This window comes from Collinsella sp. AF19-1LB (assembly GCF_003459655.1).
In the GTDB taxonomy this organism is placed as follows: Bacteria; Actinomycetota; Coriobacteriia; order Coriobacteriales; family Coriobacteriaceae; genus Collinsella.
Genome location: NZ_QRWO01000010.1, coordinates 18,285 through 40,574, shown reverse-complemented (window position 1 = coordinate 40,574; position 22,290 = coordinate 18,285). Strand labels below are relative to the sequence as shown.

Below are 22,290 nucleotides of genomic sequence, written 5' to 3'. Positions count from 1 at the left end.
AGCTAAAGGTCAGAGCCCCCCTAAGTTAACGTTGTTCGAAACGCTGGTCGGCCGCTTCCGGCGGGCCGCCGGGTCGCGGGCGATGGGGGCGTGGGTCCCGTCTTGCCTTGCGCGTAACTGGCTGAATTGATTTTGATTGGAGCTGTTCCTATGTCCCAGAAGTTGACTCGGGTGATTGTTACCACTGATATGGAAGTCGATGATATGAACTCGCTTGTTCATTTGGCTCTGTATCTCAACTTGCTTGATGTTCAGGCTGTGGTGTATACGGCTTCGCAGTATCACTTTCTTGGGGATGGGGTTCATACGCTCGGCGAGGTGAATTCGCATTGGCGGACCAAAGGGCGGCGCTCTTATGAGTGGGCTGTTGTGCCTCATGAACCCGATCCACTGGCAGGGGAGCTTCGTGAGTATCGTCCGTTTCCCGAGCATTGGATTGAGAGCCTCTGGAGCAATGAATATGCCCAGGCTTGGCCGCAGTTGCAGGCAAATGCGGCCGCTGCCGGTGAGCCGCCGTTTCCCACGCCCGCCCAGATAATCGAGCGCACCTTTGTGGGAAATGTTGCCTTTGAGGGTGATGTGACTGAGGAAACTGAGGGGTCTCGCGTAATTGCGCAGGCGATTCTGGATGATGATCCGCGTACGTTATGGTTGCTCAGCTGGGGTGGTATGAATACGATCGTTCGCGCCCTCATGAGTATTGCCGAGCGCTATCGCGCCACGCCCGAGTGGCCCGCCGTGCAGCAGCAGGTCTATCAGAAGGTGCGCGTGATGGGCGTTGCCGATGGCGTGGGACAGGACAACTCGTGGCTCGACCATGGGCGTGAGCTCTTTCCCGAGCTCATCTTTTGGCGCGTGCCCTATATGTATGGCGGCTATGTCGACGCCAAGATGGCTCAGCCCGATACGCTGCCGTTGTTTCAGGCTCCTTGGCCCAAGCAGAACCTCACGCAGGGCAACGGCCACCTCATGGCACGCTATATGCTCTATGGCGATGGTAAGGTCTACGAAAACGAGCCCGAGCGCTTTCAGTTTGGCAAGCATGCCCGCCTGGATTGGGGCCTGGAAGGCATGCCCGCGGTACAGTTTGAGCGCGGCGACTTTATGGCCGAAGGCGACAGCATGACCTATATTCCGCTGCTTCCGTTTGGCCTGCGCGGTATCGACGACCGCGACTTCGATACGCTGCTCGGCCGCATGTTTCTTGATGGACGCCCCGATGCGAACGCGCCCACCGGTTTTGCCGCCCTCGGCACGCCCTCAGACGACAATCTCAATCCCTACCTGCGTGCCTATCAGGAAGACTTTGCCGCCCGCGCGCAATGGTGCGCCCATGATCCGGCCATCTGCTCGCATCCGGCGCATGTTGTCGAGGTCACGGCCGACCGCAGCGCCGCAGCCGGCGAGCGCATCGACCTTGCGGCGACCATCGTCGACCCCGACGGCAGGGGCTTCGATGCGCATTGGGATGTCGCCGTAGACCCGTCGAGCTATGCAGGCGTCCAGGATCTGTCGCTGTGGCAAGAATGCACGGAGGATGCCACTTTCATCGTGCCCGCCGACGCACGACCCGGCGACCGCTTTGTGCTCACCCTCACCGTGCAGACGCGCGCCGAGCGCCCCTGCAGCCGCTACGCCCAGGTCGCCGTGACTGTGGCATAGCAAGGGCGACGCCCACATTCGACAAAGAGTGTCCCCAGGCGCCAAACGAGCGGGGATTTTTGGACACCCAAATGACGAGAGTGGAAATCTCCCACTTTGAGCCTGCACATAGGCCAAAAATGGGAGATTATCCACTCTCGTTCTGCGAGCACTCATTGGGGACGTACTTAAATGAGTAGTTTCACTCATTTAAGTACGTCCCCAATGAGTAGGAAAAATGGGCCATGTGTCCCAGTTGTGGAGACTCGTTGAGCCGTCTGGGTATCGTGAAAGGCTGCGCACTCCCCCATCATCAAAAGTGACACACGCTACCAGTTGATGGGAGGCAGCCATGGGCTTCTTTGACAAGATGTTCGAGAAGAAAGAGTGCGCGATTTGCGGTACCGAGCTGGGACTTCTAGGTAAGACAAAAATCAATGAAGGCTACCTGTGCAAAGAGTGCGCCGGCAAGCTCTCCCCCTACTTTCACGGCTATCGCTCCAGCACCGCGGACGATATCCGTGAGCAACTCGCCTACCGCGAGGCCAACGCCGAGCGCCTGGCGTCGTTCAACCCCACGCGCACGCTTTCTGCCGGGCGCACCAACATCATGCTCGATGAGGACGCGGGCCTGCTGATCATCACCTCGCAGAGCCGCTGGCGCGACGCCAATCCCGACATCATCGAGTTCTCGCAGGTACTCGGCTGCGATATGGATATCGACGAGCATCGCACCGAGATCTATCGCGAGACCGAGGACGGCGAGCGCGAGAGCTACAACCCGCCGCGCTACGACCTGGATTACGACTTTAATCTGACCATTCACGTCAACACGCCGTACTTTACCGAGATCAACCTGCGCGTAAACGACTCCACCATCGATCAGCGCGGCTCCATCGAATACCGCGAGGCCAAGCGCCAGGCAACCGAAGTCCGCGATGCGCTGGTGCAGCTGCGCCAGGAGACGCGCGACAGCGTCGTGGCCGCCAAGGCCCCCAAGACCGCGGTCACCTGCCCCTTCTGCGGAGCCACCACCATTCCCGATGCCAGCGGGCGCTGCGAATACTGCGGCGGCGCTATCGGCGCATAACACCCGGCACGGAAAGGACCGATCATGGCCTTCGAGAGCGTCAACTATCAGTGCCCCGCGTGTGGCGGCCCCCTTCACTTTGCCAGTGCCGAGCAAAAGCTCGTCTGCGACTACTGCGACTCGCGTTTTGAAGTCGAAGAAGTCGAGGCCCTCTATCGCGAGCGCCAGGACAAGGCAGATGCCAAAGCCGATGCCGCAGCCGCGGCCCCCACGCCTGCTGTCGACGATGCCGTGCAGGAGCTGGCCCAAAACGCCGGCTACATCTGCTCGTCGTGCGGCGCCGAGCTCGTGTCCGATGGCACTGTCGCCGTTACCACCTGCCCGTACTGCGGCAACTCCGCCGTGGCACCCGGCCAGCTCTCGGGAGATTTCTCGCCCGATCTGGTGATCCCGTTTAAGCTCGGACGCGACGACGTTATGGCCGCGCTCAAAGAGCACTACAAGGGCAAGATCTTGCTGCCCAAGAGCTTTGTCACCGGCAACCACATCGACGAGGTCCAAGGCGTCTACGTACCGTTTTGGCTCTACGGCGCCCGCGTTGACGGCGAAGTGTACTTTGACGCGACCAACGAGACCGTAACCGAGGAATCCGATCGCACCGTCACGACCACCGACCACTACGACGCCTACCGTAAAGGCAATATCTCGTTTGAGCGCGTGCCCGTCGACGGATCGTCCAAGATGCCCGACGGCCACATGGACGCCATCGAGCCGTTTGACTACGGCGCGCTGCGCCCGTTTTCGGTCGCGTATATGCCCGGCTACATCGCCAACCGCTACGACGAGGACTGCGAAACCTGCAAGGCGCGCGCCGAGCGCCGCATGGAGGAGAGCACGATCTCGGCCCTGCGCGAGACCGTCGTCGACGAATATGACGACGCCACGGTCGAAAGCAAGCAGCTCGACTACACCTGGGAAGAAAGCGATTATGCCCTGTTCCCCGTGTGGATGCTCTCTACCTCGTGGAACGGCAAGGGTTATCTGTTTGCCATGAACGGCCAGACCGGTCGCATGGTCGGCGAGCTCCCCTGTTCCAAGCCCAAGCTCGCCATTGCCTCGGTGCTGTTCTTTGTGATCGGATTTGCCCTCTCCCAGATCCTCTTCATGGGTGAGAACGCCTTCGATCCAGACTACCTCACCTTTGATGTCGAGGGCATCCTCATCAACATCGTCGCGCCGCTGATCATCGTAATCATCGCGGACGTACTGCTGGTAGGCCAGCTCAAGACAGCCAACGAGGCCACCCACGCCGATGAGTATTGTGGCGAGCTCGACCTGACCGAGAAGCACGACACCTTCAGCCACACCGAGACCACCGTTGTCATGAAAGACAACAAGGACGATTAGCCATTCTGACCAATACCACCCGGCCTTTGACGAGAAAGGAAGATCACCATGGGACTCTTGAAAGCTGGATTGGGTGCTGCCGGCGGCGTCATGGCCGACCAGTGGAAGGAATTTATCTACTGCGAATCGATGCCCGCTGACGTCTTGGCCTGCAAGGGCAGCAAGCGCACCGGCGGCCGCAGCTCCAACACGCGTGGCGAGGACAACGTCATCTCAAACGGCTCCGTCATCGCCGTCAACGACGGCCAGGGCATGCTCGTGGTGCAAAACGGCAAGATCATCGAGGTAGCGCTGGAGCCCGGCGAGTTCGTCTTTGACACCGGCAGCGAGCCGAGCGTCTTTAGCGGCAATCTGGGCGACTCCATCAAGGAGACCTTCGCCAATATCGGCAGCCGCTTTACCTTTGGCGGCGACGCGGGCAAGGACCAGCGCGTCTACTTTATCAACACCAAGGAGATCATCGGCAACAAGTACGGCACCGCCTCTCCCGTGCCCTTCCGCGTAGTCGACAACAATATCGGTCTGGACGTCGACATCTCTGTGCGCTGCAACGGCGAGTATTCGTACCGCATCACCAACCCGCTGCTGTTCTACACCAATGTGTGCGGCAACGTGACCGATAGCTACACGCGCGACAAGATCGACAGCCAGCTTAAGTCCGAGCTGCTCACCGCCCTGCAGCCCGCCTTCGCCAAGATCTCGGAGATGGGCATCCGCTACAGCGCCATCCCCGGCCACACCACCGAGCTCGCCCGCGCGCTCAACGAGGTCCTCTCTGCCGACTGGCGTGACCTGCGCGGTGTCGAGATCGTGAGCTTTGGCGTCAACTCCATCGCCGCTTCGCAAGAGGACGAGCAGATGATCAAGGACCTGCAGAAAGCCGCAGTCATGCGCGATCCCACCATGGCGGCAGCCAACATTGCCAGCGCCCAGAGCGACGCAATGCGCGCGGCAGCCGCCAACCCCAACGGCGCGATGGCAGGCTTTATGGGCATGGGCATGGCAGGTGGCATGGGTGGCATGAACGCCAGCCAGCTGTTCGCCGCCGGCCAGGCACAGCAGCAGGCCGCCCCGCAGCCGGCTCCGGCGCCCGCTCCCGCACCGGCTCCTGCCGCTGCCCCCGCGGCCGGCACATGGACCTGCAGCTGCGGCGCCACCAACACCGGCAAGTTCTGCTCCGAGTGCGGCAGTCCCGCACCCGCCCCGGCACCGGCCAAGTGGTTCTGCCCCAACTGCGGCAGCGAAAACGGCGGCAAGTTCTGCAGCAACTGCGGAACGCCCAGGCCCTAGCCCCTCTATCTGGTAATTGGCGGGGGATCCGCCACCCCCGCATTTGCTTCTATGGGTTTCGTTCGATAAAGGAGGACACCATGAAGACAACGTTCAAAAAGTCCGTACTCGCATTTCTGACATGCGTCCTTGCGCTCGCCTTTGCCCTGACGGGCTGCAGCGGCGGCGGCAAAGACCCCAAGGCCAACTTCGTCGGCAGTTGGGAACTCTCGGGTGGAACCCTGGAGGGCGAAGAGCTAACCGACGAGTACATGGATATGCTCGAGGAGTGGGGCGTCAACTGCATCCTGATCCTCGATGAGGACGGCACGGGTTCCCTCGACCTGTTCCTTGAGGTTGTCGACCTTAAGTGGGAGGCCAAGGACGCCACCACCGTAACCATCACCGCCGAAGACGAGTCGCATGACATGAAGCTCAAGGACGGCAAGCTCATCCTCGAAGAGGATGACGGCAATCTTGTCTTTACCAAGTCCGACAAGGATCTGTCCGGCACGGTGAAGAAGGATCGCGAGGCGGCCGAGAAGGAAGAGGAGATCGATGAGGCCGTCGAAGAAGACGACGTCCAGAAGATTGAAATCTCCCCCGCCGTCACCGTTGCCGATGATGACCTGTGCACCATTACCATCACCGAGAAGTTCAAGGACGAGTGGGGCGACATCGGTTTTGTCGTCAACATCACCAACAAGAGCGACAAGGACCTGACCTTCTACGCTCCTTCCGGCAAGACCAACGTCAACGGCACCATGAAGGAACCCTGGTTCTCGGCTCACCTGATGCCCGGCACCAACGCCACTGAGGAATTCACGTTCTCGAACGGCACGCTCGATAGCCTTGACGACCTGGTCAATACGACCATCGGCATCGACGCCTACCTGACCGATTCCTACGAGGACGTTGCCTCCTACAGCGCAACCATCGCGTAACGGCACGTAACATCAGCCGCGGATTGGCGGACACATCCGCGCACACCAGACGGGGCCGCAGGAAATGATCCTGCGGCCCCGTCGCTTTTATGCCGATGCGTAACGAGCGCTAGCGCTCTATGTTGGGAACGATGCTGCCCTCGGTCACCGCATGTACGGCCAGGCGCATGATGTTGTCGTAGCCGGTCTTGCTCAGGATCTCCGAGATGCGGCGCTTGATGGTGCCCTCGCTCATAAACAGCTCGGCCGCAATCTCGCGGCGGCTTTTACCCTCGCAGGCAAGGCGCAAAATCGATAGCTCGACATCGTCGAGGGCCGCCGTGCCCGAGAAGATACTCTCGGGCGGCTTGGGAAACGTGCAGTAACCCGCCAGCGTGGAGCGCATCACGGCGAACAGCTCGTCGATACCGACGTTCTTGTACACAAAGCTATCGACGCCCGCCTCGCGGGCCTGATCGACAAAGGTGATCTCGGGCATGCCTGTCATGATAATGATGCGACACTCGGGCAGCTGCTCCTTGATGCGTGCCGCCGCCACGATGCCGTTTGAATCGTGTTCGGTGCACACGTCCATCAGTATCATGTCCGGGCGCTCCTTGAGCGCGACACCCAAGGCCTCGGAGGCATCGGCGATCGCGGCAACGACGGTCATATCGGGCTGGTCGCCAACGGAGCGCGCCAGGCTCTCGCGCAGGATGGCCTGATCTTCGACAATTAACACGCGGATCATGAGCTTCTCCTTTGGGACGTGTCGTTGGCGTTAAGCGGAATGGATACCGTAAGCGTAAAGGGCGGGGTGGCGTGGACCTCTAGGCTGCCACCCAGATCTTGCGCGACATGCCTCATACCTGGGATACCCGTTCCCTCGCGATACGATACGGGGGCCGGGGACCCGTCGTTAGAAATCGTCATGTGCGCGACGGCGTCAGCATCCGTCCTCTCCTGCCACAAGCGCACATGGACCCGATGCGCCTGTGCATGCTTGGTGGCGTTGGTCGAGGCCTCGCGGATAATCTGCAAAAAGGCGGCGGCGACACGTGCGTCCTCAGGCAGCGCACCCTCAACATCGATCTGCACGCTCACCAGGCCAAAGGCATGGACGATATCGCCCAGTTGCTCTGCCGGTTCGGTGTCGCCCCCGCTGCGCAGATCGGCAGCGATTGAGCGCAGCAGCGGGTCGATCTGCTCGAGTGACTCGTCATCCAGGCGCCCCTCCTCCAAATAGCGATGGAGGATGGACAGGCGCTGGCCGATCACATCGTGCACGCGGGAACGCATGCGCAGGTAGGCCGCATTGTCGGCAACCTTTTTGACTTCTTCGATCTGGGCCTGGAGCTCTTGGCCCGCAAGCTCAAGCAGGTGGTTGGCCTGCGCCAGGCGGTCATGCGCATGCGCATACTCTGTCACATCCAGACCGATTATGCGCTCGAACGAACGGCCCGAGACCATAACGCCATCGCACACAAACAGGCGAATCTCGGCGGGAGAAACCTCGACCACCGCACGCGCCTCACCAAAGCGGTCCAGGTTGATCCGCACGCTGTTCTTACCGCCTCCGGGCATTTGCATGCTGAGCTTGCGCAGGTCGTTCCATGTACCGCTCATATCGCCTAGGTCGGTGGGCATATGAAGCTCCACCAGGTTTTTGCGCATGCAGCGGTTCATGAGCAGTGGACGGCCCCTCGAGTCCAGATACAGGATGCCCACGGGAATCACGTTGATGGTTTCGATCGTCGAGAACGCGGTGATATCCTCCTGGCGGTTACGGACGTCCATCAAGAGCGCCGCGACGGAACGGAACAGGAAGAACGCTCCCTCTGCGATAAGGACAACGGCCCACACCGAGCCCATGGCAAAAACCACCGGCGGTGTCACGGCGCCAACAAGCAGCAGCTCGGCCAGCATGACAGGGCGACGATAGCGCACCATAAGGACCACGCCATAGGCAAAGATCGCGGCATTGAGCCACAACACTCCGCCCATTGCCCTGGCGCAAACGTCAAGCGGCGCCACCAGATACGAGCCAGACGACGCGAATAAGATGAGCGCCGAAATCATCAGGTGAAGCACAAGGCTCGTCTCGTAGGCGCAAATCACCTTACGGTTATAGGACGAGCGGCGCGATGCGATGAGCGGGACGTGGATCATCTGCAGACACGCAGCCAGGGCAAAGACAACATCGAGCGCAACGATTTGGGGAAGGATGAACGAAATCTGCATCGTCACTCACCCGCCTGCGGCATCAAGACGATCATGCGCAGCTGGCCGGGCTCGCCCTCAAGGCGATATGCCACGTTGCGCCCTTGCAAAGCGCTTTCGAGCTCTTGCGCAGCGGGTGTCTGCGAAAGATCCTCATCGTCGTTGGAGAAAAGCGTGGCACGCAACTCGACGCTGCACCGATCATGGTCGCCCAAGTGATACATAAGCGCCGGATGGTCGGTGGTGTAGGCAAAAAACGCAAAGTCATACACGCAGTCGTACAGGGCGCTTACCGTACTGGCGTGCATCGGGCGCCGTATGGCGATAATCGAGGCGCAATCGATATCGATGGTGCGCAGGTCGCTTGCGAGCTCATTGGCAATGAGTTGAATGCGGTCGCGATCAAAACCGCTCTCACCGTGCTGTGCCAACGTGAGCGACCCTTTGCGCTTGCAATAGGCGACGAGCATCTTGGCGCGCTGCAGCATGCGGTAACGCTCGTGCGAAGACGCCTCGTCGGTCAACGGTGGCAGCGAGCTCAGCAGGTCGTACATCCCTTCGAGCGCGCGGGCAAGTGCTTGGTCCACGTCTTGGACCAGCAAGGTCTCGGCCTCTTGATCTGCCAGATGCGTCTTAAGGTCGTAGTCGGCGGCGAGCAGCTCGTTTTGACGCTGCAGTTCCATGCGACGATGTGCCAGTTCACGGTTAAGCTCGTTGAGATCCGACACGTCTTGGGCAAGCAGGGCCGATCCGCCCAGCAGTGGAAAGGCACGGTACACCACATCGGGATCGGACGCCACAGCAAAGGCATGGGCGTGGCCGTGCTCCTGGGTCCGCAACTCCTCGCGCACGCCTACCGGCATTGGCTTTGACGCCGGCGTGGCATAGACCTCCTGCAGGTCGCGCGTTAGAACTTTGAGGTCGAGCGGCAAGGTGTCGAAGATGCCGGCGATGTCGTGATACGACGGAATGACACCGCAATCGAGACAGATTTCCATCGCCACCACGCACAGGACGCAATAGACGAGCGAAAAGTTGAGCCTCCATGCCCAGGGCACGCGCAACGCATACGAGACGGCAAAGAATGCGCCACCCAGCAGTACGAGCGCCGCCGTGCCCGAGAAACGCTGGATGCGAAAGGACGAGGACCGGCCCACCAAGATAAAAAAGGCCACGAAGTTAAAGGCCGTCCACACTAAGACGGCGAAATAGCCCCAGCCGTACGTGTAATCGTTGCTCCAGGTGTCGCTTGCACGGTCAAAGTGGAATACCTGCCGGTGGAAATCGTTGGTGAGCACAAAACCGATAAGTAGGATGGCCACGACCCACAGGATGCTGCGATAGCGACGGCCCGCACGGTGTTGTTCCAGCCCCGCAAGGCGCAGGCCGCACAGCTGGTAGAGCAGCGGAATGAGCGTCATGGGCACGTAGTACAGGTACCACAGCACGGTGGCATAGAACGGTGTGAACGACTTGTATTTGAGGATGACCTCAATCATCCAGAGGGCGCAGATGGTGGCGACGGCAACAAGGCGGCGGCGCAACACATAGTCCAAACAGCGTAGATAGACCGATACACCCCAGATCGAAAATATAATTGCGGCGACAAGCAACGGGAGAGAGCTCGAGTGGACGAGCGCATCCACGACCTCTTCGGACACCTCGCTATAGGCGGGCACGGCGTTGGAAAGCTTGGGGTCGGAGGCAAACAGCGCCGGCAAGACTGCCAAAAGCATGAGGAACAGCACGGTGATGGCGCCGGCGATAGCAAAGACGCGGTGACGGTACACCTGATGTGTTATACCAACAAGGAATCGCGGCATGGCGAAGAGCCTGCCGCCCCTGGGATCCGCCACGGGTGCGGATCGGGCGGCCGCGTGGCCGATATGTCGCTCGCGGGTACCCATAGTGCTTTTAGTGTACCGACAGGCGGGCCCAAAAAGCGGGCCACATGTCCCAAAATCCGCCGACGGCGAGGGACGTCGCCAGCGACTAGTCGTTTAAGAGCGTCCCCAATGACTACCAATGACGAGAGTGGATAATCTCCCACTTTGAGCCCACAAACAGGCTAAAAACGGGAGATTATCCACTCTCATTCTGCGGGCACTCATTTAAGTACGTCCCCAATGAGTGCTTTCACTTCTTTTAACAAAACGCCCGGCGGGCATTAACTGCTCGCCGGGCGTTTTGGTTAGGAAACTCTGAAGTTGAGTGTCTCGGCTTCCTTAGGACAGATCCTCACCATTCGTTTCAATGACATGCTTGTACCAGTGAAAGCTCTTCTTTTTGGAACGCTTGAGGGTGCCGTTGCCCGCATCATCGCGGTCGACATAGATAAAGCCGTAGCGCTTGGACATCTCGCCCGTGCCGGCAGACACCAGGTCGATCGGGCCCCAGGTGGTGTAGCCCAGCAGGTCAACGCCGTCCTCGGTCACCGCATCGCGCATCGCGGCGATATGCTGGCGCAGGTAGTCGATACGGTAGTCGTCGTTGATGGAGCCATCCTCCTCGACAACATCCTTGGCGCCCAGGCCGTTCTCGACCACAAACAGCGGCTTCTGATAACGGTCGTACAGGTCGTTGAGGGTGATGCGGAAGCCCAGCGGATCGATGGCCCAGCCCCACTGGCTCTCCTGCAGGTAGGGGTTCTTGGCGCCGGCGAAGGCGTTGCCCTGGGTGCGCTCGACATCGGGGTTATCGGCACCGGCGGAGCAACGGGTGCTGTAATAGCTAAAGCTGATGAAGTCGACGGTGTTGGCGGCCAGGATCTCGCGGTCCTCGTCCGTCATGCCCACATCGATGCCCAGACGCTCGAGCTTCTTGACGGCATAGGCCGGGTAGTAACCGCGGCTCTGAACGTCGACGAAGAAATAGTTGCTCTGGTTGTCAATCTGCGCCTGGCGCACATCGCCCGGACGGCAGCTGTAGGGGTAGTAGCTACCTGCGGCAAGCATGCAACCGATCTTGACCTCAGGGTCGATCTCGTGAGCGATCTTGGTTGCCCAAGCGCTGGCGACGAGCTCGTTGTGGGCGGCCAGGTACTCGACGGCCTCCTTGTTCTCGCCCTCCTCAAAGACCAGACCGGCACCCATAAACGGCAGGTGCAAGATCATATTGATCTCGTTGAAGGTAAGCCAGTACTTTACCAGGCCCTTGTAGCGGGTGAAGATCGTGGTCGCGAGGTTCTTGTAGAAGTCGATGAGCTTGCGGTTGCGCCAGCCGCCGTACTCCTTGATGAGGTGAATCGGGCAGTCGAAGTGCGTGATGGTCACGAGCGGCTCGATGCCGTGCGCCTGACACTCGCGGAACACGTCCTCGTAGAAGGCCAGGCCGGCCTCGTTGGGCTCAGTCTCGTCGCCGTTGGGGAAGATGCGGGTCCAGGCCAGGCTCATGCGGAAGGTCTTAAAGCCCATCTCGGCAAAGAGGGCGATGTCCTCCTTGTAGTGGTGATAGAAATCGATGCCGGTCTGCGCGGGGTAGTAATAGCCGTCCTCGAAGTCGAGCATCTTGCGCTGGCCGGAGACCACCGCATAGCGCTCGGGGCCGTGCGGGGCCACATCCACGTTGGCCAGGCCGCGGCCGTCCACGTCGTAGGCACCCTCGCACTGGTTGGCAGCCGTTGCGCCGCCCCACAGGAAGTCTTTACGGAAAGCCATGCATCAATCCTTTCACACGCTGTTTGTCGTGGCTTCAGTATCCCCGTAAGCAGCGCGCTACTCAACGGCAACGGCGCAGGTCGACACTTCTTTTCGCGCACAGGCGCCCCGCAGCCGCCCCCGTCTGACACTTTCTGATACCGCCGCCCCACACCACCACAAAGGGGACAGGCACCTTTGTGGTGGTTGGGGACGGTTTGTCTCGATCTGCAACAGGTAGGCAGCCAAAACCGGGCTTGGTGTTACAGATCGAGATTTTCGGGCAGCCCCCCGCAGTTTGTCTAAATCTGTAACAGGTAGAGACGATTTAGCCCGCTAGATGTTACAAATCGAGACGGAAGATGCTAGCCACAGGCGATGTCGAGGTTCTTGCCGACGAGGCCCACGTAGCCGCCCTCGGCCGCCTTGGGGCTGTCGGCGTGGCAGAGGACCCACTTGTCAGCCTTCCAGTAGCAGTAGCTGTCGCCGACCGCGGGCACGTCGGCTGCGGCCTCGGGGCGCGGACCATTGGTGCCGGCGGGCAACGCAACCATTACCTGGAAGCCGCCGTCGTCGACCATGCATGGCGTGTAGTGGAGCGTGGTGTTGAAGACTTCGACGACCGTACCCGCCGGCACGCGGAACGCCTTGACGCACGCGGTGTCGAGCTTGCCGTCCTCGATCTCCCAGCGATGCGCCACGAGCAGGATAAAGTCGCGAGCGCCCAGGTTAAACTCGCTGGCGCGGTGATACTCCAGGCAGTTGAGCTGCGTGTTGTGGCCGTTGCACCAGCCGAGCTGGAAGGGGCGGCCGCCAAACATGAGAAAGCCCAGTTTATCGGCACCCTTGACGCTCTCGAGCTCCGGCGCGCTTGCTACGTACTTGCTGCCTTCGGGGATGGGCGTGGCAGAGAGCGCCTCGAGCACGAGCGACGTGAGCTCGGACGGAACGTCATCCCAAACGTTGCCATAGGATTTGAACTCGGGATCGTTGACAGAATAGATGTGCATGTTCGCTCCTGTTCGTAAATGTGACTATACGAACATTCTAGAACAAACATGAGCGATTTTGAACGCTCGTCCCGACCACTCAACAAAAAGGCGCCCCCGCATAAGCGAAGGCGCCCAATGCGCGCGCTTTGGGCGATAAAGCCCTTACGCCTGCTGGTAGTGCAGGTGCTTCTCGTCGATATTGGCCAGGTCGCGGTCGAGATAACGGCGCGCGAGCCAGTTTGCCATGGGGAGGTTCTGGTCCAGATAGTTACCGCACTCCTCGGGAGCGGCGCCGGGGATATCGCCCTCAAAACCAGCAACAAACTCGAACAGCTCGCGCACGAGCGGCAAGATCTCCTCGCTCGTCAGCTCACCAAAGACAACCAGGTAAAAGCCCGTGCGGCAGCCCATGGGGCCAAAGTAGACAATGCGGCTCGACCACTCGGCATGATTGCGGAGGAACGTGGCACCCAGATGCTCGATGGTGTGGCACTCCGCCGTGTTCATAACTGGCTCCTTGTTGGGCGTGGTCAGGCGCAGGTCAAAGGTGGTGACGGCGGCGCCGGTCGCCGGATCGCGGTCGATGCGGCTCACATACACGCCGGGCTCGAGCAGCAGATGGTCAACGGAAAAACTCGCGATGCGCTCCATGGCAGATCCTCTCGGTAGTCAATTTGGGACGGGGCTCTTTTAGCTGGTTCGAATGGTCGCACCAATCATACCAGTCAAAAAAGCCCCACCCCAAATGAGCTGCCTAGGACGGGGATCAATGAGTTTTTTATCCCCGTCCCAGAAAAATCCTTGGGCGACGCGCAGCCGCCTAGGCAGTGTATGCAATTGTGGCGTCGACAGCATGGCGCCAGCCGGCGATCTTTTTGGCGCGCTCGTCGACGGACATGGTGGGCTCCACGATGCCGCGGGCGCCGTAGACGTCGACGACGTCGCGCGTGTACATGCCCAGCGCAATGCCGCAGGCCCAGGCCGCGCCCAGACCGCTCATCTCGTCGTTGCTCGCAATGCGGATGGGCGAGCCGACCAGGTCGCTCTCAAACTGCATCAGGTACGCGTCGCGCGTGGGACCGCCGTCAACACGAAGCTCGGCCAGTGCCGCGCCCGAATCCTCGACCATCGCATCGATGACGTCGAAGATCTGATAGGCGATCGACTCATCGGCGGCCTTCACGAACTCCGCGCGGCCCGTGGTGCGTGTCATGCCAAAGACGCAGCCCTCGGCGTCGCTCGCCCAGTGCGGCGCGCCCAGGCCAGTGAACGCCGGCACAAAGTAGACGCGGCTCGCCGGGTTGGCGGCATAGCACAGGTCGGTGACTTCCTCGGGATTGTTGATGAGCTCCAGGTCGTCGCGCAGCCACGTCTTGACGGCGCCGGCGTAGCTCACGTTGCCCTCGAGCACATACTCGGTCACACCGTCCATACGCCACGCAAGCGAGCTCGAAAGCCCGTGCGAGCTGGCAACGAACTCGTCGCCAACGTTCATCATGACCGAGCTGCCGGTGCCATAGGTCGCCTTGGCCATGCCGCGGCTGTGGCAGCCCTGGGCAAACAAGGCGGCATGGCTGTCGCCGAGTACGCCGTGAATGGGCACGGGCGCCGGCAAAAAGCCGCCCAGGTCCGTCATGCCGAACAGGCCATCGGAATCGGTCACCTGCGGCAGGCAGGCTGCATCGACGCCAAAGGCCTCACACACCGGCTCGCTCCAGCAGCCACGGCGCAGGTCGAAGAGCTGCGTGCGGCTGGCATTGGACCAGTCGCAGCGGAACTCCGCGCCGCCCGTGAGCGTCCAGACCACCCAGGCATCGATGGTGCCCAGACACAGCTCGCCTGCCGCCGCGGCCTCGGCAGCCGTGGGAACGTTCGCGAGAATCCAAGCCATCTTGCCCGCCGGATAGTAGGGCGAGAGTACCAGACCCGTCGTGTCGCGCACCAGCTCGGCTACACCCTCGCGCGCGGCCAGCTCGTCGCACAGCTCGCGGGCGCGGGCGCACTGCCACACCACGGCGTCGCACAGCGGCTCGCCCGTCGTGCGCCTCCAGGCAACGGTAGTCTCGCGCTGGTTGGAGATGCCGATGCCGGCGACGTCGGCCGGATCGACCCCGGTCTCCTCCACCACGGCGCGCGCCACGGCCAGCACGTTGGCGGCGATCTCGGCTGGATCATGGCTCACCCAGCCGGCCTCGTTGACAATCTGGCGATGCGAGCGATCGGCACGATGAATCAAATGGCCGCCCTCGTCCACCAGCAGCGCCTTGGTGCCCTGCGTGGATTGATCGATTCCGATGATGTAGCGGCCCATGGCCACCCCTTTCAAAACGAATGTGACAAAGGGACTGTCCCTTTGTCACATTCCAGTTACTCTGCGGGCAGGAACTCGGCGACCGTCTTGGCGATTCCCTCGCCGGTGAGCCCGTAGTGCGCAAAGACCTCGGGGCTCGTGCCGGTGATGACCGGCGCATCGGGCAGGGAGAGGCACTTGACCGGACGCGGGCAATGCTCGCCCACGACCTGCGCGACCATGGAACCCAGGCCGCCGAAGGGGCTGTGCTCCTCGACCGTCACGACGGCACGCGTGGTACCGGCGGCCTCGATCACGGCCTCGGCGTCGAGTGGCTTGACGCAGTACATGTCGAGCACTGTTGCCGAGATTCCCTGCTCGGCCAGCAAATCGGCGGCGTCCACGGCATGGCGGACCATCTCACCGGTGGCGACAAGCGTCACATCGGTGCCGCGACGCACCCAGGTGGCGCGATCCATCTGGAACGGGCACTCGCCCTCGGCGTACACGTCCTCGACCGGGTTGCGCCCCACGCGGATGTAGGCCGGCTTGTTGTCGGCTACCAGGGCGCGCACAAGCTCGGCGGTCTGGAAGCGGTCGCTCGGCAGATACACGCGCATGTTGGGAATCGCGCTCATGGCGGCGATATCCTGCGCGGAGTGGTGGCTCATACCCAGGGCGCCATAGGACACGCCGCCCGAGATGCCGATGAGCTTGACGTTGGTGTTGGAGTACGAGACGTCGACCTTGCACTGCTCATACGAACGCGTGGTCACAAAGGACGCCGGCGAGGCGGCCCAGGCCTTCTTGCCGCACGAGGCCATGCCGGCGGCGATGCTCACCAGGTCCTGCTCGGCAATGCCGACCTCAATGGACTGCTGGGGATACTGATCGAAGAACGGCGTGAGCGATGCGGAGCCGCGGGAGTCGGAGCACAGGACGACGATGTCTTTGTCAGTTGCGGCGGCCTCGAGCAGCGTGTCGCAGATAACCTTGCGGTTGGCGATCTTGTTAGCCATTGATAGCCTCCTTATGGGCAGCGAAATCGGCGATGATCTGGGCATATTCCTCATCGTTGGGCAGATGATGATGCCAGGAGGCCTTGTCCTCCATAACCGGCGAGCCGTAGCCCTTCACCGTGTTGAGGATGATGACCGTGGGCTTACCCTTGGTCTCGGCGGCCAGCGTCAGCGCGGCGTCGATGGCCTGGACGTCGTTGCCCGGAATGGAGAGCACGTTCCAGCCGAAGGCGGCCCAGCGCTCCTCCTGCGAGTCCTGCTTCATAACGTCCTCGGTGCTGCCGCTGATCTGCAGGCGGTTGCGGTCCACGAGCGCGCACAGGTTATCGAGCTGGTAGTTGCCGCCGCTCATAGCGCCCTCCCAGACCGAGCCCTCGGCAAGCTCGCCGTCGCCCATGATGGTGCAGACGCGGTAGTCGCGGCCGTCCATCTTGCCGGCAAGCGCCATGCCCACGGCCACGGGCAGACCGTGACCCAGCGAGCCCGAGTTCATCTCGATGCCCTTGAGCTTGTTGTTGGGGTGACCGATGTAGGGGCTGCCGAACTTGGAGAAGCGGGCCTTGACGTCATCGAGGTCCAGATAGCCCTCGTGGCAGAGCACCGCGTAGTAGGCCTCCATGGCATGACCCTTAGAGAGCACGAAGCGATCGCGGTTGGGATCGTCGACGGTCTCGGGCGAAATGTTGAGATGGTTGGCGTAGAGGGTCATGAGGGCGTCGATCACCGACATGTCGCCGCCGATGTGGCCGCCGGCGCCAGCCATGATGATATCGACGCAATCGCGGCGAAGGTCCCAACGCAGGGACTCAAGCTCTTCGATAGTTGCCATTTCTACTCTCCTCGCAGGTAGGCTTTGACGTCTTCTTCAATCGGGTCGTATAAGTCGGGGGCAATGCCGATGTACTTGCACGCCTCGTAGAGCACCGGCACGACGTTGGCGTGAATGGCGACGCAGTGGTGGATGTAGGGACCCTCGACGATCTTGGCCTCGAGGCGCTTGAGGTTGTCGACCTCGACCCACAGGTAGGTGCCCATGCCGGCCGGGCCGTCGATGCCGCGGGCATTGCCCAGCAGCAGCGAGTACTCGCCGTTGTCGCCGTCAAAACGGGCAAGGGTGAGGTCGCCGTGCTTGGCCTCGGCCGTCAGCGCGCCGGGGTGATCGAACGCCAGCGGGTAGGTGAGCTTGGGCTTGACGGCCGCACAGCTGCAGGGCCAGGGGCCACAGTGCTGCAGCAGCTCGCCGTTCTCGTTGTCGGGATGACGCACGGTCCAGTCGGCGAACATGCCGCGGTGACGGCCCAGATCGGCAGCCTCGACCATCAGCGCGGTGATGGCGCCGTGGATATCGGTCTCGCACACGACGGGGATACCCATCTCGTTAAGGATGGCGTTGGCGGCGCAGGGCATAATGCCCAACTCGTCCTGCAGGGCGTTCCAGCACTGGATGGCACCGGCGTTGCAACCGTACTTCTCGACCAAGCGCTTCATGGCGATGGCAAGACCGGCCACAGCGGGGACCTTATCCTCGGGGATGCAGATCTCAAAGCTGTCGGCAATGTGGGCGAGCATGGCTGCCATGGCCTGCTCGTCGGCCTGGGCGTCGCGCACGGCCTGGACAAGCTCGGTCATGGGGATGGGCGAAAGCTGGATGTTGAACTTCTCGAGCAGCTCGCCCTCGTTGCACATGGTCGACCAGAAGTCGAACGGACGGGTGGCCATCTGCAGAATACGGGTGTGCTTGAAGGTCTTGACCACGTTGCACACGGCCAAAAAGTCCCAGACGCCGCGCTCGAACTCGGGATCGGTCAGGCGGCAGTTGGTCATGTAGGTGAAGGGCACCTGGAAGCGGCGCAGGACCTTGCCGGTGGCGAACAGGCCGCACTGGCTATCGCGCAGGCGGGTGCCGTCGGGCTCGGGGCGCTCGTCGCGCGGACCCCACAGCAGCACGGGCAGACCGAGCTCGCGGGCAAGGCGGGCGCAAACGTACTCGGTACCAAAGTTGGCGTGGCACAGCATGATGCCATCGACGCCCTCGGCGCGGAACTTCTCGACGATAGGCGCGATATGGCTGTCGTCGAACAGCAGGCCCTCGTCGTTGATGTCGTCGATATCCACGATGTCGACGCCGATCTCGCGCAGGCGATCAGCCGTAAGGCCGCGATACTTGATCGCGTCCGGCGCGCTAAAGATGCTGCGGCGCGTGGGCACGAAACCGAGCTTGATCTTATCCATGTACGTCCTCCCCTAATCACATGTTCAGTAAACAGACGCATGTTTCGTTTTGTTCTGTTTACTAAATGTTTTACTCTTTTGTTTAGTAGTTTAGCGCGAAAGTCCCGTAAACGGTAGAGAAATCAGCCTAAACGGTATGTAAACAATCTGAACATACAAGGGCAACAAAAAGAGGGCCCCGTAGGACCCTCTCTCTTGGTAGCGTCATATATGGTTGCCTTTGGCGGACTTTTCCGCTCTGAGGTCTGGCGCCGTTCTGCCTAGATTTCGCGCACGCTCTGGCGCTCGACAAAATAGGTCGATACGGCCGTTTTGCAGGTATAGCTCTTGGGATTGCGGATGTTGCCCACCAGGCGGCGCACCGCGATCTCGCCCACCTCGTGCTTGGGAACGTGCACCGTGGTGAGCGGCGGGTTGGAGAAGGCACCCAGAGATAGGTCGTCAAAGCCGATGATCGAGACATCGTCGGGCACACGTATGCCGTGCTCGTTGAGCGCGCGCATGGCACCCACGGCGAGCACGTCGTTCTCGGCAAAGAAAGCCGTCGGCAGGTCGTCGTGCGAGACGCTGTCGAGCCACACGCCCATGTCGCGATAGGCACCCTCGAGCGTGGTGCCCAACGTGACACGCCATGCCGGATTGGCCTCGAGGCCCGCGTCCTCAAGCGCTTGGCGATAGCCGCGCTCGCGATCCTTAAAGTTGCGAATACGAAGGTTGCCCGCCAGATAGCCGATCTGCTTGTGGCCTTTCTCGATAAGGTAGTCCACGGCGCGCAGCACCGAATCGGTGTTGGCAATGACCACGGCGTCGAAATACTGGCGATCGCTCCAGCCATCGAGCACAATCAGGTGGGCGGCGGCGTTAGCGAACAGGGCGTAGTCCTCCTCGCCCAACTCCGTACCCATTAGCACAATGGCGGCGGACGGATCGGCGATCAGGCCCTCGACCTGCGGGCGCACGGCGTCCAGGTCGCTAAAGTCGAGCGAGACAAAGCTCGTGCTCATGCCGTGGCGACGCGCCTGACGCTCCACGCCCTCAATAACCGCGGGATGGAAGGTGCTCTCGTCCAGGATGGCACCCGTCTTGCGCGCAAGCACGAACTGGATACTCTCGAGCTGCGTCGACTGCTGGTATCCGAGCGATTGTGCGCACTCCAGGATGACCTTGGCGGTCTCCTCGCTCACGCTGCGCTTGCGGTTGAGCGCGTTGGACACGGTCGCAGGCGAAAAACCGGTGATGCGGCTGATCTCGCGAACACTTGCTTTAGCCATTGTTCCCCCTAGTAACGGTCGCGGTCGAGCATCGTGGCCTGACCGCCCCGTGACTCGATAACTAAACGACCGCAAATTCAATCTAAACAGAATAGTAAATGTTTAATAGCTAGTTTAGCCTGTTGTCAAGCAAAGTGGTGCGACTATTCCCCCAACGGGCACATTTACTCGGTAGCTAAAAAAGCCCCGTCCCAAATTGACTACATGGGGCGGGGCGTGAAAAACATTTAGCCCAGGACGCGGGCCATACGCGCCTTGAACTCGGACAGAAAGCGCGGGGCGTCGACGGTCAGCGCCACGAGTGCGCTCTTGTCGGGATCGGCCACACGGCGCTCATCGCAGATGGTGCGGCCGCGATACTCGCCAAGCAGGTCGATGCGCAAGTTACAGCCGAGCGCGCCCACGAGCGTGGGGTCAATCGCCACGGCGACGGCAAGCGGATCGTGCAGCGCGCAGCCACCCAGGTAGGAGGCGTTCATCTCGTACGAGCCAATGTAGTGCTCCACCATGCTCGCAAACGCGCAACCGGCCATGGTGCCCGAGCCCGTCCAGCCGGCAATGTCGCGACGCGTGAGCACCACGCGATGCGTCACATCCAGCCCCACCATAGTGAGCTTGCGGCCCGAACGCAGCACGGCATCGGCCGCCTCGGGATCACTTGCCATGTTGGCCTCGGCGCCCGCGCTCACGTTTCCGGGCACGGTGAGCGCACCGCCCATCACGACCACGCGACCGATAGACATCATCGCCGCCGCATCGCGCTCCAAGGCAAGTGCCAGGTTGGAGAGCGGGCCGGTCGCAACGTAGACCAGATTGGGACCATAGGTGCGCGCAGCATCAATCAGGTAATCGACCGCCGCGTTACCGTCGGCCGACGTCGCCCCCACCGGCTCGTACGGCGACGCGGGCACGCTCGCCCCGCCAATGCCGTTCTTGCCGTGAATGAGCGTGGTGGACGCCGGCGGTGTATAGGGCTCAGTCGCCTTAATGGGACGATCGGCGCCCAGGTACACCGGCACCTCGGGACGACCCAACAGGTCGAGCACCGCCAGGCAGTTGTGCGCCGATTGCTCGACGCGCACGTTGCCAAAGCACGTGGTGATGCCCACGAGCTCCACCTCGGGGCTCGCGATGGCATAGGCCAGCGCCATCGCATCGTCCACACCCATATCCAGATCAAGGATCAGCTTCTTGGTTGCCATTGTTCTACTCCGCTTCTCCGTCTTTATCGTTTAACCAAACCAATGTTCAACTTCGGCGCGCGTGGGAATCGATTGCTGAGCGCCCAGACGCGACACCGTCACCGCCGAGGCGCGAGCACCCGCGGCCATGCACTCAAAGAGCGGCAGACCCTCCAGACGAGCTGCAGCAAGCGCACCAATAAACGTATCGCCCGCGGCCGTCGTATCGACCACCGCGCTCGAAAGCGCCGGCATGCGCAGCGGCTCACCGCCATCGCCGAGCGTAACCGAGCCGGCGCCGCCCAGCGTGATGACCGCGGCGCCGGCGCCCTTGTCGAGCAGCGCATTGAGCGCGGCGACGCAACTCGCATCATCTGTGGGCAGAATGCCCGTCAGCATCTGGCACTCGGTCTCGTTGGGGCAGACCAAGTCGACCGCAGGCCACGCTCCTGCCGGCAAATCGCAGGCGGGCGCAGGGTTAAAGACCGTATAGAACCCCAGCTCGTGAGCGCAAGCAAGCGCCTCGGCCGTCGCTGCAAGGTCACATTCGCCCTGGGCGATAAAGACGCTTCCGGCAGCCGGGGCAAACTCGCTGGCATCGCCGTCGAGCTCGTCGGCCACCAAGCGCCTCAGTGCGCGGGCAACGTCCTCGCCCGCAAGCGCATGGTTGGCGCCCGGCGACAGCACGATGCGGTTGTCGCTCTCGCAGCGAATGATAGTCGCGGTACCGGTCTCCACGTCATCGCGACGCGCCACAAACTCAACGCCCACGCCGGCATCCTGGAGCCCTGCCACAAGCGCATCGCCAAAGGTATCGCGCCCAACAGCGCCAATCATGCACGTGCGCGCACCCATGCGCGCAGCAGCGACGGCCTGGTTAGCGCCCTTGCCACCGGCGTTGGTGATAAAACCGCTGCCACCGACTGTCTCGCCCGCACGCGGCATGCGCTCGCACGCCACCGAAAGGTCCATGTTCATGCTGCCGAACACCGCAACGATGCTGTGATCCGCCATGGAAACCTCCTCGTCTTCAGGCTTTGCGCCCACCGTCGACCAACGATTGTGCACTCTCGCACCCCCTATAACTTTAGTCCACTTTGATGTGGACGCGCGCTTGAGCTTACGCCAGCAGCAAGCATTCACAGGGGCAGGCAGCTACAATGAATACGTGCTGATTATT

The 22,290-nt window shown here is 61.5% G+C and carries 18 protein-coding genes; 5 read left to right on the top strand and 13 right to left on the bottom strand.

The window, feature by feature from the left end:
- The first annotated feature begins 150 nt into the window (after nucleotides 1–150).
- The 5 genes from DWX39_RS04210 (at nucleotide 151) to DWX39_RS04190 (ending at nucleotide 6,291) form a co-directional block, all read left to right on the top strand.
- Nucleotides 151–1,662, top strand: a complete 1,512-nt coding sequence (locus DWX39_RS04210) for a nucleoside hydrolase-like domain-containing protein (protein ID WP_117758604.1) — start codon at nucleotides 151–153, stop codon at nucleotides 1,660–1,662.
- 331 nt (nucleotides 1,663–1,993) lie between these two features.
- Nucleotides 1,994–2,731 carry a DUF4428 domain-containing protein gene (locus DWX39_RS04205; RefSeq protein WP_117758603.1) on the top strand — a complete coding sequence of 246 codons (738 nt, stop codon included), beginning with the start codon at nucleotides 1,994–1,996 and terminating at the stop codon, nucleotides 2,729–2,731.
- A 24-nt stretch (nucleotides 2,732–2,755) separates the two neighbouring features.
- Nucleotides 2,756–4,078: a hypothetical protein gene (locus DWX39_RS04200; protein ID WP_117758602.1), complete on the top strand. Its 1,323-nt coding sequence runs from the start codon at nucleotides 2,756–2,758 to the stop codon at nucleotides 4,076–4,078.
- Nucleotides 4,079–4,126: 48 nt separating this feature from the next.
- A complete protein-coding gene (locus DWX39_RS04195) occupies nucleotides 4,127–5,368 on the top strand; it encodes an SPFH domain-containing protein (protein WP_089573532.1) in 1,242 nt (413 codons plus the stop codon).
- Between the two features lie 80 nt (nucleotides 5,369–5,448).
- Nucleotides 5,449–6,291, top strand: a complete 843-nt coding sequence (locus DWX39_RS04190; RefSeq protein ID WP_117758601.1) for a hypothetical protein — start codon at nucleotides 5,449–5,451, stop codon at nucleotides 6,289–6,291.
- A 109-nt stretch (nucleotides 6,292–6,400) separates the two neighbouring features.
- On the opposite strand, the gene DWX39_RS04185 is transcribed toward DWX39_RS04190, so the two are convergent.
- The 13 genes from DWX39_RS04185 to DWX39_RS04125 all read right to left on the bottom strand — a co-directional run bounded on the left by DWX39_RS04185 (nucleotide 6,401) and on the right by DWX39_RS04125 (nucleotide 22,124).
- Complete coding sequence (locus tag DWX39_RS04185; protein ID WP_117758600.1) at nucleotides 6,401–7,021, bottom strand: response regulator transcription factor; 621 nt, start codon at nucleotides 7,019–7,021, stop codon at nucleotides 6,401–6,403.
- Entirely contained in the window at nucleotides 7,018–8,511 is a 1,494-nt protein-coding gene (locus DWX39_RS04180; RefSeq protein WP_117758599.1) for a sensor histidine kinase, read from the bottom strand. Before DWX39_RS04180 ends, DWX39_RS04185 begins: the two co-directional genes overlap by 4 nt.
- Before the next feature lie 2 nt (nucleotides 8,512–8,513).
- Entirely contained in the window at nucleotides 8,514–10,313 is a 1,800-nt protein-coding gene (locus DWX39_RS04175) for a histidine kinase N-terminal 7TM domain-containing protein (protein WP_158561611.1), read from the bottom strand.
- Between the two features lie 402 nt (nucleotides 10,314–10,715).
- A complete protein-coding gene (locus tag DWX39_RS04170) occupies nucleotides 10,716–12,146 on the bottom strand; it encodes a 6-phospho-beta-glucosidase (protein WP_117758597.1) in 1,431 nt (476 codons plus the stop codon).
- A 344-nt stretch (nucleotides 12,147–12,490) separates the two neighbouring features.
- On the bottom strand, nucleotides 12,491–13,135 hold the full coding sequence (locus DWX39_RS04165) for a DUF4867 family protein (RefSeq protein WP_117758596.1): 645 nt from the start codon (nucleotides 13,133–13,135) through the stop codon (nucleotides 12,491–12,493).
- Between the two features lie 144 nt (nucleotides 13,136–13,279).
- Nucleotides 13,280–13,768: an S-ribosylhomocysteine lyase gene (locus tag DWX39_RS04160; protein ID WP_117758595.1), complete on the bottom strand. Its 489-nt coding sequence runs from the start codon at nucleotides 13,766–13,768 to the stop codon at nucleotides 13,280–13,282.
- Nucleotides 13,769–13,937: 169 nt separating this feature from the next.
- Nucleotides 13,938–15,428 carry a glycerol kinase GlpK gene (locus tag DWX39_RS04155; protein WP_117758594.1) on the bottom strand — a complete coding sequence of 497 codons (1,491 nt, stop codon included), beginning with the start codon at nucleotides 15,426–15,428 and terminating at the stop codon, nucleotides 13,938–13,940.
- A gap of 56 nt (nucleotides 15,429–15,484) precedes the next feature.
- Nucleotides 15,485–16,426: a transketolase family protein gene (locus DWX39_RS04150; protein WP_117758593.1), complete on the bottom strand. Its 942-nt coding sequence runs from the start codon at nucleotides 16,424–16,426 to the stop codon at nucleotides 15,485–15,487.
- A complete protein-coding gene (locus DWX39_RS04145; protein ID WP_199411442.1) occupies nucleotides 16,419–17,255 on the bottom strand; it encodes a transketolase in 837 nt (278 codons plus the stop codon). Before DWX39_RS04145 ends, DWX39_RS04150 begins: the two co-directional genes overlap by 8 nt.
- A 2-nt stretch (nucleotides 17,256–17,257) precedes the next feature.
- Nucleotides 17,258–18,658, bottom strand: a complete 1,401-nt coding sequence (locus DWX39_RS04140; RefSeq protein WP_117758592.1) for an L-fucose/L-arabinose isomerase family protein — start codon at nucleotides 18,656–18,658, stop codon at nucleotides 17,258–17,260.
- A 260-nt stretch (nucleotides 18,659–18,918) separates the two neighbouring features.
- Nucleotides 18,919–19,929, bottom strand: a complete 1,011-nt coding sequence (locus tag DWX39_RS04135) for a LacI family DNA-binding transcriptional regulator (RefSeq protein ID WP_117758591.1) — start codon at nucleotides 19,927–19,929, stop codon at nucleotides 18,919–18,921.
- Between the two features lie 227 nt (nucleotides 19,930–20,156).
- Nucleotides 20,157–21,131, bottom strand: coding sequence for a nucleoside hydrolase (locus DWX39_RS04130; protein ID WP_117758590.1), 975 nt, complete (start codon nucleotides 21,129–21,131; stop codon nucleotides 20,157–20,159).
- A gap of 30 nt (nucleotides 21,132–21,161) precedes the next feature.
- Entirely contained in the window at nucleotides 21,162–22,124 is a 963-nt protein-coding gene (locus DWX39_RS04125) for a ribokinase (RefSeq protein ID WP_117758589.1), read from the bottom strand.
- Between the last annotated feature and the right edge of the window lie 166 nt (nucleotides 22,125–22,290).